Below are 10,819 nucleotides of genomic sequence, written 5' to 3'. Positions count from 1 at the left end.
CAGGTCCCCTCGCTCACCCACACCCATAAAAACCACCCACCAACGCGGGGTGGAGCAGCCCGGTAGCTCGTCAGGCTCATAACCTGAAGGTCGTAGGTTCAAATCCTACCCCCGCATCCATACCCACGAATACTCCCAAACAAGTTGATACGGAACCATCGGCATATTGCTTGTTAACAGTAGAGCTATGTTGTGGGGAAGCGTGCCTGCAGAGCTCTACAAATGGGCTCATGAATGGTTTGGGTGGATTGTTCGGGCAATTTTCTGCCCAGCAAGCGCTCTCAATGCCTGACCCGGGAGTGTTGGCCAGGAAGGTGATATCCCAGATTACGTTTGGATTTGGGTTCTGGGTTACCCTATTGGCAGCAGTGGCGCTTGTCATTACGACATTCAAGAAGAGACCTTCATGATGTCAGCGTGGCTATTGCTACACTACAATGAAGCAATCTCTTAAGACAGAAGGGCAGGGCGCTGGGTCAGCGCCCTGTTCCAACTAATCAGACCAGCGTAACGACTGTCTTGATATTTCCCTTCGTAGCATTGGCGTAGGGGCAGACGAACTCCGTCTTCTTCACCAGCTCAGCGGCTTTCGTCCGGTCCATACCCGGCAGGGACACCTCAATGGCAACTTCCAGCCCGAAACCGCCGTCAGAGCGGGGACCGATGCCGACTGTAGCCTGAACATGCGTGTCCGCAGGAATTTCGATCTTCTCTTCACCAGCAACAAATTTCATGGCACCGAGGAAACAGGCGGAATAACCAGCAGCAAAAAGCTGCTCCGGGTTATTGCCCTTGCCATTGCCACCCATTTCTTTGGGAACACCAAGGTCAACACGGAAGCTGCCGTCTGTGGTCTCTGCAAACCCATCCCGGCCACCGGTTGCGCGTGCCGTGGTTTTGTAAACAACGTTGATGGACATGAACCTACTCCCGCCCCCCATGCGAAGGGCCTGTTATGGTGGTTGGTTCCAGCCGGCCCCGTGGGATACCGACTGGAAACCTCTGCCTGTAGAGATGGGCTCTGCGTCGTTATAGACAATGGGGCTGCCCCATAAAAAAAATCAGGGCAGCCCCAACTCTTGTTCAAGATGTATAACTGTCAGTGGTGCTGTGGCGCATCTGTAAGGTTGGGTGTGCTGACAGGGAGGTCAGCCAGAATGGCAATGTCATGGCCACAGCTCAGGACAGCAGCCTTCTCCGCTGGTGTCAGCTGTGCCAGAGCGTCTTCCAGAGTTGCACTTTCCTGAAGCTTCAGGGAGCCAGTCAGCAGCGGCACGGAGATGGGGTCTCCTGGCTTCCGAGGGGGAGGCAGTGTCCGCAGGTGGGCATGCCTCAGGGCCGAACTGCTGCGAAGAGCGTGAAAAGCCTCCACAATTACAGGATGTGGGTGATTCCGTTCTTCATGTGCTTTCTGGATGATCGGCGGTGGCGCCGTTTCTTCAGGAATGAGAAGAAGACCAGCTTTACGCATTGCCTGACCAATCCGGCTGCTGCTGGTGAAGCCGACAAGAGGAATGGCCAGCAGCAGGCCGATCAGGACAGGCAGCATCCAGAGGAACAGGGAAAGGGACACGGACCACGCCGCAGCGCTCAGGATGAGGCCGAACAGGCTGTAGAACCAGTATTTTCGCACCGTATCAGCCCAGGGCAGGCTGCCATCGTCACGGTTCTGGGCCTTCCAGCCGGAATCACGGCCCAGCAGGATGGACAGGATGGCCGAGGTCTGGATCAGCATGGCAATCGGGGCAATGAGTGCCCCAATGAGCGTTTCCAGCAGAATGGACCAGCCAAGCCGTACCACACCACCTGCCTGTTCCCGCTCTTTGGGGTCAAGACAGATGGCAAGAAAAGCCAGAGCCTTGGGGGCCAGAAGGACGATCATGGTCTGGATGAAGACCAGCCGGGCCAGAATGGGATCCACGTGCGGCCAATGTGGGTAAAGGCTGCGCTGTGTGCTGAAATATTCTGGATGATAGAAATGTGCCTGCAAGGCAATGAGAATGCCAAAGAGCAGGAACAGCAGCCAGAGTGGTGACATGATGTAAGAACCGATGCCCACCAGCATGTGGGACCGGCTGACCCAGTGCATCCCCCTGGTGAAGAGGATACGGGCGTGCTGAAGGTTCCCCTGGCACCAGCGGCGATCCCGTACGGCAATGTCCGTCAGGGAAGGGGGGCTTTCCTCATAGGAACCACTCAGACCCGGAACCATGTGGATGGCCCAGCCGCCACGGCGCATCAGGGCTGCTTCGATGAAGTCATGGCTCAGAATATGCCCGCCAAAAGGTGGCTTGCCGGGAAGGTGTGGCAGACCGGCCTGCTCGGCAAAGGCCTGCGTGCGGATGATGGCATTATGGCCCCAGTAATTACCTTCCGAGCCATGCCACCAGGCAATCCCCTGTGCAATCAGTGGCCCATAAACACGTCCGGCAAACTGCTGCATCCGGGCAAAGAGTGTCTGTCCCCCCACGATGACAGGCAGGCTTTGAATGAGACCAACCTGCTCATGCTGTTCCATGGCGGCTGCCATGCGGACAATCAGTCCACCATCCATCAGGCTGTCTGCATCCAAGGTGAGCATGGCCGGGTAGGCCCCGCCAAAACGGGTGACCCATTCGCCGATATTCCCTGCCTTGCGGTCCGTGTTCTTGAAACGGCGGCGGTAGAACAGGTGCTTGCGGGCGTAATCCTGTTTGTGGAGGTCCAGAATGGCCTGCTCTTCCTGAACCCAGATGTCTGGATCAGTCGTGTCGGAAAGGATGAAGATGTCGAAATGGTCGCCCCGTCCCGTCTCCTGAAGGCTCTTGAGCATGGCCCGGAGATTGGTCATCACCCTCTGGGGCGGCTCATTGTAGGTGGGGAGCAGGATGGCGGTCTTGCCGGACAGTTGCGGCAGTGGGCCGGTGCGGCGGATGCCAAGCCCCAGCCCGCCATGACGCAGCATGGCCCAGAAGCCCCCGAGTGCTGAGGCGCAGGACAGGGAGATCCAGAAGCTGAGGATACTGAACAGCCCCAGCATGATGATCCCTAGCGTGCTTGTCCCCAGGGAGTTGAAGACGGCGTTGATCTTGACCACGCTGTAGCCGGTCAGGAGGAAAGCAGCCCCAAACACGGCCAGGCGCCGCAGCCAGAGCAGCGTCGGGGTCGTAGGGAGCCGCCAGAAGGCCCGGCCATGGCGGTCCGGTGCCTTGTGGAGGTCCTGCACGGGCATGGGCAGGGGAGATTCGGGAGGAAGAAAAGCAGTCTGCTGCGTGTGTTGCATCTCTCTCATGGGGTCCAGCGGTACAGCCATGTCTCGGAAACAGGCCCCTGCATGTTAGCCAGCTGGACCTGAAGCTCGCAGAGTTTCGTTTCCCCAGGGGTCAGCTGGAAGAAGGCCCGGATGCCATTGATGTCCGGATTGGGCATGAGTGTGATGGCTCCGATGCTGCCTGTCGATGTCTGGGCGACAAGGTGATAGGAAGCCGGATCGGAAAGTGTACGGAACGGCTCACCATCAAAATCCAGCACGAACTGGACCCTGTCGGGGTGATCCGTCACGGCACCGACACGGGTATCATGGATGCGGGCCAGATGGGTCGGCCATGGCGTGTCCCAGCCCCAGTACATGCGATACGTGAAGTTGTAGCTCTGCCCGGCCTTCATGGGGGACTGGGGACGCCAGAAGGATACGATGTTGTCGTTGACTTCACTGGGAGTAGGAATCTCCACCAGATTGACACTGCCCCTGCCCCAGTTGCCGACAGGCTCCACCCATAAGGAGGGGCGCCTTTCGTAATGCAGGGCGAGGTCTTCATAATCATGGAAGGACCGTTTGCGCTGCATCAGCCCATAGCCATAGGGCCCGGCATCACTGAAGGATGAGAGCTGGAGGTCGGTCGGGTTGGTCAGCGGGCGGTAGATGTTCTGGCCAGCGCCCGTCCATATCTGGAGGGCTTCACTGTCATGGGCGGCAGGTCGCCAGTCATTCACATGCACCCGGTCATTGGCATCGAAATAATACATGCCTGTCAGTGGGGCGATACCGCCTGCCGAGATGTCCACACGGGGGAAGAAGGTGGACTGGACATCAAAAAGGGTCGTCTCCCCGGGACGGATGGTAAAGCGGAACGCACCGGTCAGGGAGGGGCTGTCCATCAGGGCATGCAGGACGAGGGACTGGCTGCCCGTAGCCGGCTTCTCAAGCCAGAAGGCCCGGAAAACGGGGAATTCCTCACCGGTCGGTGTGCCGGTATCCTTGGCAAAGCCCCGGGCAGACAGGCCGTAATTCTGCCCTTTTGCCACGGCACGGAAATAGGAAGCCCCGAGGAAAACCGCACATTCCTCCATGACATCAGGCCGGTTGAGGGCATAGCGGATGCGCAGGCCGGAGAACCCCTCCCCGGCGCTGATGTTCAGAGAGGAATCCCGGCTGCTGAATGTGTCAGCTGTGCAGGTGATGGGGTGGGCGGCGCCATTTTCGACCTCAAAAACATCAACCTGCTGTTTGTACAGATAGCCACGGGGAAAGAACTGGACATCGAAGGCCAGATGGTCCTGTCCCCAGAGGGTTTTTTCAGGATTGAACTGGATGGACGAAAACTGGTCGAACGTCATGTGGGCCAGAGAGTCAGGCAGGTCCTTCGGTGGTGCATGGTAGCTTCTGCCGGCCAGAGCCTGGGCCAGGGAGCGCACGGTACCGTCATCAAAATGGGTCGGAGCGACGTCGACTGTCTGTGCCCGCAGGCTGCGTCCCCCTGCAAGAGCCAGTCCTGCTCCGAGGCTCATACCTGCTTTTACAAGTTCACGACGATGCAGTTTCATGATGTACTTTCAAAACCCCGCCTGTCCATACAGTCTTGTTCCCTGTCTAACCCGGGATCAAAGGGTGAGGGAATGGTAATTTCAGGGCAGATTACATTAAAAAAATGTAGTCTCAATGCTGATTAAAGGGGACTGTTCAGGTTCCATATTTCCTCCCAGGACGGAAACTGGCCCGTTATCCTGTTGATATCATGGGGCTCTGGTGTACCGGGAATTGCGGGAAGGTGATGGAGAGACCGGGTCCGTCCCAGCCGTTCCAGCGTCTGGCTGTTCTGGGGAGAGGCTGGCCCGTTGGTGATGAAGCCGAGGACAGGAATATCACGTCGATACAGGGCTTCCAGGCTGAGCAGCGTGTGGTTGAGCGTCCCCAGCCCGCTGCGTGTGACCAGAATGACGGGCAGGCCCAGTCGGGCGATGAGGTCGATCATCAGCATGGTATCTGTCAGGGGGACCATGAGGCCACCAGCTCCTTCCACGATCAGCGGAGCCTGCGGGACAGCAGGCAGGGTGAGCTGGTCAGGGTCCAGCGTTACCCCTTCCAGCAGGCCGGCCGCAGCCGGTGCCAGGGGGGCCTGAAAGGCATGGGCCGGGGGCAGGAAATGCCTGTCCGGCAGGCCGGTCAGACGCTGGACGGTGGGTGTATCCCCTTCTTCTTCAGCCAGACCGGTCTGGAACGGCTTCCAGTATGTGCCCTGCCACGCTTTCGTCAGGATGGCACTGGTGAGCGTCTTGCCAACGCCGGTATCCGTCCCGGTGACGAAAACGCCTTGCGGAGCCGCCTGTGGCAGAGGAGAGGGGGGGGAGAGGAGCATGGTGGTCAGTGTCCTTTCTGGAAGGCGCCGAAGGCGGCCTGATAGGTCACATGGTCGAAATGGCTGTCAAAATGGCGCATGGCCCTGCGCAGGCCCAGGGTCGGCTGATGCCCGTTTTTCGGCAGGGACGCCCCGATCATGCGCAGCCCCTTCAGGAAGTGCCGGGCCGAGGGGCTGGGGTCGTGGAGCGGGCAGGCGTCCCATTGGCCATGCCCTCCCGGTGGCCAGTCCTGCTGAAGCTGCGTGAGGGTGGGATAGTCCGGCACGCCACAGGGAATGGCGGCGGCCTCACAGCTTTCCTGCCATTCATGCAGGCTGCCCGCCAGCAGGGTGCTGACCATCAGTCGGCCGCCGGGCCGCAGGAGAGCCACAAGGTCACGGAAGGCTCCGGCCCGGTCCTCGAACCATTGCAGGCAGAGGCTGGAGGTGATGAGGTCGAACCCTCCACCTGTTTCATCCCGTGGCTGGGGATGTTCCCCATCCATGACATAAAGATGCACGGTTGCGGGCAGAGGAGCCAGAGTCCGGCGGACCCTGTCCAGCATGGCAGGGGCCAGGTCGGTCAGGTGAAGTTCCGCCTGCGGGAAAGCGGTCACCAGCTCACGGCTCAGCAGGCCGGTTCCGCAGCCGAATTCCAGAATCCGGCGGGGCGGGTGCAGGAGATGGCTCTGGCAGATGCGCCCGGCCAGCATCCGGGCGCATTGTTTCTGGATGAAGGCCGCCTGTTCATAATCGTGGGCGGCATCAAAGCGGGCGGCAATGTCGGTCTTGCGGTGGGATGTCATGCCAGAGGAGTGTCCCTGATGATGCGCCTGAGAAGGATGGCGCAGTCCTGCGGGTGCGTGAGGGGCAGAAGATGCCCGCCGGGCAGGCTGATGCCATTGGCTGCGGGACCCAGCCCGTTTCTGGCAGGAGAGAGCGGGTCATCCGGGCTGTGCAGGCTGTGGAGACGCCCTTCCCAGCGGGGCAGGAGGGGGCGGTGGTCCATCCCGGCCAGTGCGGCAAGACCGGTTTTCAGGGCTTCATGGTCCAGCGTGGTGGGGAGAACGGGATCGGTCTCTCCACACATCTGGCGGAACTGGCGCAGGACATCCCGTGGCTGACGGTCCAGCTGCCGGATCATGCGGTGAAGGATGCGTTCTGGCACACCGTCCGGGAAATTCTCGTCTCTGGTGAAGCGGGCAAAGCCGTTGATGCTGATGAGGCCAAGGCAGTGCGGTGCTTCCAGGGCCAGCAGGGAACAGGCCCCGGCGGAATGGCCCACGGCCCAGAAGGGAGTTTCCGGCAGGTCTGGCCGTGTCGTCGCTCCGAAATAGCCCGCATCAGCACAGACATGCCGGAATTCCGGCAGATGCTGCCGCAGTGGTGTCCAGAAGCTGGCATCATAGCCCCAGCCATGCAGGAAATGGAGCGTCATCATCGGGGCGTCACACTCCGCAGGCTGTCCAGCAGGGCGTCGCCGAGCTGGTCTATGGTGGTGGCGGAAAGGCGGCTTTCCAGAGCGATCCGCAGGCGGGCCGTGCCGGGCGGGACGGTGGGCGGACGAATGGCAATGCTGAGGAATCCTTTTTCCTCCAGAGAGCGGGCGACATGCAGGGCCGTTTCACTGTCTCCGATCATGACCGGAATGATCTGTGTGCTGGAGGGGCCTGTCTTCCACCCTGCATCATTCAGTCGCTGGCGCAGACGGCTGGCCTGATGCTGGAGATGCAGGCGTTCAGCCTCCAGTGAAGGGACGATCTCAAGGGCGGCATCCAGTGCCCCGAGGCAGGCAGGGGGCAGGGCCGTGCTGTAAATGAAGCCGGAGGCCTGATTGACCAGATAGTCGCAGAGGGCCCGACTTCCCGTCACGAAGGCTCCCATTCCACCCAGGGCCTTGCTGGCCGTGCTCATGGTGATGTCCGCCAGCCCGCTGGACAGGCCGCACCCACCCGGCCCCAGAACGGCGGTGGCATGGGCTTCATCAACGTAAAGGAAGGCCCCGTGACGGTCTGCCAGTGCCCGCAGGGCGGGGATGTCGGCCCGGTCTCCATCCATGGAGAAGACAGTCTCGGTGATGACGAATTTCAGGCCCTTCTGGTCGGCATGGCGGTCCAGCAGGGTTTCCAGATGGGCAAGATCGTTATGATGGAAGCGCACCTGCCGCAGCCCGGCCGCCAGACAGCCATGATGCAGGCTGGCATGGTTCAGGCGGTCCATGAAGAGGATGGCCGGATGGCCCGTCTGCTGGCGGGACAGGTGGTTGAGGGCGGGGAGCAGGGACGCATTGGCCTGCCATCCGCTGGCGAACAGCAGGGCCGCCTCGCTTTTCTTGAAGCGGGCCAGTTTTTCTTCCAGCTGCGTGTGCAGGGGCAGGGTACCGCTGACAAGGCGGGAGGCCCGTGCGCCTGTGCCGTACCGTTCCGCCCAGTCTGCCGCCCTCTGGCGCAGCAGGGGATGGTCCGCAAGGCCGAGATAGTCGTTGGAGGTGACATCAACCAGCTTCCGGCCCTGACGGAGCAGAGAGCCGCCCTGCCGTTCCACGGGGACAAGATGGCGGCGGGTATGCTGGCGGTCCCGCTCATGCAGGGCTGCCTGAAGGGCGGACTGGAGGGTGTTCATCCCAGATGGTCCTTCAGGACATGATGGATGCTGCCGGTCAGTCTGCTCAGCTCATCGGGCGTGATGGTGAAGGCGGGCGTGAGATAGACGATGCGCCGGAAGGGACGGACCCAGACGCCCTTTTCGATGAAGGCCCGCTTGAGGGCCTCCGGGTCATCCAGCGTTTCCAGCTCCACGACACCGATGGCACCCAGAACACGGACATCCCTGACGCCGGGCAGGGAGCGGCAGGGTTCCAGCTCTGCTGCCATCTGGGCACTGATGGACCGGACCTGTTCCAGCCGTGGCTCCTGATCGAACAGGTCCAGCGAGGCATTGGCCACGGCACAGGCCAGTGGATTGGCCATGAAGGTCGGGCCATGCATGAGGGCATGGAGCGGATCATCCGAGAGGAAGGCCTCGAACACGTGTTTCCGGGCAATGGTGGCGGCGAGGGGCATGGTGCCGCCTGTCAGGGCCTTGGACAGGGTGATGATGTCCGGCGTGATCCCGGCCTGTTCGCAGGCGAAAAATGTCCCCGTCCGGCCGAACCCGGTGAAGATTTCATCAATGATGAGCAGGATGCCGTGGTCATCGCAGAGACGGCGGAGATGACGGAGGGTTTCCGGCCCGTGGAAGAGCATCCCGCCTGCCCCCTGCACGAGGGGTTCGGTGATGATGGCGGCGATCTCGTGGCTCCGCTCGGAGAGAAGGGTTTCCAGTGCCGCCAGCGTCCCGGGCGTGGTGGGGAGGTCGGCAATGATCTGCGGTGTCAGGGCCTCTCCGAACAGGCGGTGCATCCCTTCTTCCGGGTCGCAGACGGCCATCATGGCCAGCGTGTCCCCATGATACCCGCCCCGGAAGGAGAGGAGCCTGTGCCGCCCTTCCCGCCCCTGGTTGAGCTGGTACTGGATGGCCATCTTGGCTGCCACCTCCATCGCCACGGACCCTGAATCGGTGAAGAAGACCCGCTCCAGATCGCCGGGCAGCCGGTCTGACAGACGCCGGGCCAGTGTCATGGCGGGCTGGTGGACCATCCCGCCGAACATGACATGCGGCATCGTTTCTGCCTGCCGGACGAGGGCCTGCCGGATATGGGGATGGTTGTAGCCGTGGCAGGCCGTCCACCATGAGGCGATGCCATCAACAAGCGTCCGTCCATCCGCAAGGGTGATGGTGCTGCCGGAGGTGGCGGCAGCCTCCACCGGCATGGGGGCGGTCTGCATCTGGCTGTAGGGCAGCCAGAGATGGGGGAGGGTGCTGGCAGTGGTCATGGGGCTGGGTCCGTCTGACAGTCAGGGAAACATGAACTGGTTCACTATCGGACCGGTGATGTCCCGTAAAGGTGGAAGAATTTTGCACGAATCCGACTTGACGATGGGGTTCCTGTTTCTGGAAAAAGGGATGGTTGGCCTTCCCGGGTGGTGCTGCCTGGAGGGATGTTCCTGTAATGGAAGGCTTTTTTCATGGCCCTGTCTGTATTCTGTGGTGGGCTGTTCTGGAGAGTGGAGAGACCATGTTGAAAACCCGTGGCCTGATGGCTGTCATGATCGTACCTTTTCTGGCTCTGGGTGCCTGTGTGACGCCGGGACAGGAGTCACGGCCGGATGTCTATGACCAGTCCCAGGTCAATACCGTGCAGCGGGGCCGTGCCGTGCAGATCATTTCCGTGTCTGCTGCCCGTGTGAACGTGGACAATTCCCGTAACCGCGATACGGCGAAGATTGTCGGTGGCATTCTGGGGGCAGCTCTTGGCAGTGGTCTGGCCGTTGGTGCTGGTCATGCTGGCTGGGGCGGTGGTCTGGCTGCTGGTGCCGGTGGTGCCCTGGGGGGATCCCTTGTGGGTGGGCAGGCTGTGGGTGGTCATACGCTTGTTGATGGTGTGACGATTGCTTACCAGGACCGGGCTGGCGGGGATGTCCTGCTCTCCACACAGGTGGGCCGGACTTGCGAATACCGGCCCGGTACGGCACTGCTGGTGTCAACGGGTGAGAATGGGACCCGTGTCCAGCCCAATGCGGCCTGCCCGAAGCGTTGAGGCAGAGTCTTTCCCGGAGGAGGATGGAATGATGCGTTCAGGTGGATGGAATCGTATGTTGCTGGCTCTGGTTCTGGCAGCTCCCTGGGAGATGGGGGGTGCCGCCCTTGCACAGGCGACAGACCCTGCCCAGCTCGAGACACTTGGGCGCATCCAGGACAGTCAGGACCAGCGCCGTCTGGCGTTGGAGGCCGCCCAGCAGCAGGCTGCCCGGGCGACGCAGCAGAGGCAGGAAAGGTTGCGGCGGCAGGCAGCGGACAGTGCCGCCCGCATTGCGGCTGCCCGCAATTCCCGCAGTGATGCGGAATGGCAGGATGACCGGCGTTACAAGGAGGCCAGCCGTGAGCTTGAGCTGAAGGAAGAGCAGCTCAAGCTGAAGATGCTGGAGACCAGGGCCAGCCGGGAGGATGACGTCATCAAGGCCGATCTCGCCCGGAAACAGGCCGAGACGGACCGTGTGATCCAGACCTCGCAGGGCGATGCCAAACTGAAGGCGGATGTGGGCACGGCCGCCCGGATGGCGCAGCGGCATTGGTGGGAAAGCAACTGACAGGCTGGTGACCAGCAGGGTCCTATGGTCTATAAG

Annotated in this window: 10 protein-coding genes and 1 tRNA gene; 3 read left to right on the top strand and 8 right to left on the bottom strand. The window is 61.3% G+C overall.

Annotated elements, in window-relative coordinates:
* Positions 1-43: 43 nt before the first annotated feature.
* Positions 44-120 (top strand) — tRNA-Met (locus DTJ15_RS08770).
* 377 nt (positions 121-497) lie between these two features.
* Here the strand turns inward: DTJ15_RS08770 and DTJ15_RS08765 are convergent.
* The 8 genes from DTJ15_RS08765 to DTJ15_RS08730 all read right to left on the bottom strand — a co-directional run bounded on the left by DTJ15_RS08765 (position 498) and on the right by DTJ15_RS08730 (position 9,469).
* On the bottom strand, positions 498-920 hold the full coding sequence (locus tag DTJ15_RS08765) for an organic hydroperoxide resistance protein (protein ID WP_043559686.1): 423 nt from the start codon (positions 918-920) through the stop codon (positions 498-500).
* Between the two features lie 179 nt (positions 921-1,099).
* Positions 1,100-3,262 (bottom strand): glucans biosynthesis glucosyltransferase MdoH, encoded by a 2,163-nt coding sequence (gene mdoH / locus DTJ15_RS08760; RefSeq protein WP_243831569.1) that lies wholly within the window; start codon positions 3,260-3,262, stop codon positions 1,100-1,102.
* Positions 3,263-3,267: 5 nt separating this feature from the next.
* Positions 3,268-4,803, bottom strand: a complete 1,536-nt coding sequence (locus tag DTJ15_RS08755) for a glucan biosynthesis protein (protein ID WP_249109846.1) — start codon at positions 4,801-4,803, stop codon at positions 3,268-3,270.
* 122 nt (positions 4,804-4,925) lie between these two features.
* On the bottom strand, positions 4,926-5,615 hold the full coding sequence (bioD, locus tag DTJ15_RS08750) for a dethiobiotin synthase (RefSeq protein WP_154981316.1): 690 nt from the start codon (positions 5,613-5,615) through the stop codon (positions 4,926-4,928).
* Between the two features lie 5 nt (positions 5,616-5,620).
* Positions 5,621-6,400, bottom strand: coding sequence for a methyltransferase (locus tag DTJ15_RS08745; RefSeq protein ID WP_249109845.1), 780 nt, complete (start codon positions 6,398-6,400; stop codon positions 5,621-5,623).
* On the bottom strand, positions 6,397-7,035 hold the full coding sequence (locus DTJ15_RS08740) for an alpha/beta fold hydrolase (protein WP_249109844.1): 639 nt from the start codon (positions 7,033-7,035) through the stop codon (positions 6,397-6,399). The genes DTJ15_RS08745 and DTJ15_RS08740 overlap by 4 nt, the downstream gene beginning before the upstream one ends.
* Positions 7,032-8,216: an 8-amino-7-oxononanoate synthase gene (locus DTJ15_RS08735; RefSeq protein WP_086442222.1), complete on the bottom strand. Its 1,185-nt coding sequence runs from the start codon at positions 8,214-8,216 to the stop codon at positions 7,032-7,034. The genes DTJ15_RS08740 and DTJ15_RS08735 overlap by 4 nt, the downstream gene beginning before the upstream one ends.
* On the bottom strand, positions 8,213-9,469 hold the full coding sequence (locus DTJ15_RS08730; protein ID WP_081562582.1) for an adenosylmethionine--8-amino-7-oxononanoate transaminase: 1,257 nt from the start codon (positions 9,467-9,469) through the stop codon (positions 8,213-8,215). Before DTJ15_RS08730 ends, DTJ15_RS08735 begins: the two co-directional genes overlap by 4 nt.
* Before the next feature lie 242 nt (positions 9,470-9,711).
* Here DTJ15_RS08730 and DTJ15_RS08725 point away from each other — a divergent pair, with 242 nt between their 5' ends.
* On the top strand, positions 9,712-10,233 hold the full coding sequence (locus DTJ15_RS08725) for a hypothetical protein (protein ID WP_043559746.1): 522 nt from the start codon (positions 9,712-9,714) through the stop codon (positions 10,231-10,233).
* Positions 10,234-10,261: 28 nt separating this feature from the next.
* On the top strand, positions 10,262-10,783 hold the full coding sequence (locus DTJ15_RS08720; RefSeq protein ID WP_152332660.1) for a DUF5384 family protein: 522 nt from the start codon (positions 10,262-10,264) through the stop codon (positions 10,781-10,783).
* Positions 10,784-10,819: the final 36 nt, after the last annotated feature.

The sequence above is a fragment of the Parasaccharibacter sp. TMW 2.1891 genome (assembly GCF_023337675.1).
GTDB classification, from domain to species: Bacteria; Pseudomonadota; Alphaproteobacteria; order Acetobacterales; family Acetobacteraceae; genus Bombella; species Bombella apis.
Note: the sequence above shows the minus strand (reverse complement) of the source record. Positions and strands in the feature narration are given on the sequence as shown.

What these genes read in the sequence shown, in the direction of transcription:
- DTJ15_RS08720 (WP_152332660.1), top strand. Translation starts at nt 10,262, where the DNA reads ATGATGCGTTCAGGTGGATGGAATCGTATGTTGCTGGCTCTGGTTCTG.
- DTJ15_RS08735 (WP_086442222.1), bottom strand. Translation starts at nt 8,216, where the DNA reads ATGAACACCCTCCAGTCCGCCCTTCAGGCAGCCCTGCATGAGCGGGAC.
- DTJ15_RS08740 (WP_249109844.1), bottom strand. Translation starts at nt 7,035, where the DNA reads ATGATGACGCTCCATTTCCTGCATGGCTGGGGCTATGATGCCAGCTTC.
- DTJ15_RS08745 (WP_249109845.1), bottom strand. Translation starts at nt 6,400, where the DNA reads ATGACATCCCACCGCAAGACCGACATTGCCGCCCGCTTTGATGCCGCC.
- bioD (WP_154981316.1), bottom strand. Translation starts at nt 5,615, where the DNA reads ATGCTCCTCTCCCCCCCCTCTCCTCTGCCACAGGCGGCTCCGCAAGGC.
- mdoH (WP_243831569.1), bottom strand. Translation starts at nt 3,262, where the DNA reads ATGCAACACACGCAGCAGACTGCTTTTCTTCCTCCCGAATCTCCCCTG.
- DTJ15_RS08765 (WP_043559686.1), bottom strand. Translation starts at nt 920, where the DNA reads ATGTCCATCAACGTTGTTTACAAAACCACGGCACGCGCAACCGGTGGC.
- DTJ15_RS08730 (WP_081562582.1), bottom strand. Translation starts at nt 9,469, where the DNA reads ATGACCACTGCCAGCACCCTCCCCCATCTCTGGCTGCCCTACAGCCAG.
- DTJ15_RS08755 (WP_249109846.1), bottom strand. Translation starts at nt 4,803, where the DNA reads ATGAAACTGCATCGTCGTGAACTTGTAAAAGCAGGTATGAGCCTCGGA.
- DTJ15_RS08725 (WP_043559746.1), top strand. Translation starts at nt 9,712, where the DNA reads ATGTTGAAAACCCGTGGCCTGATGGCTGTCATGATCGTACCTTTTCTG.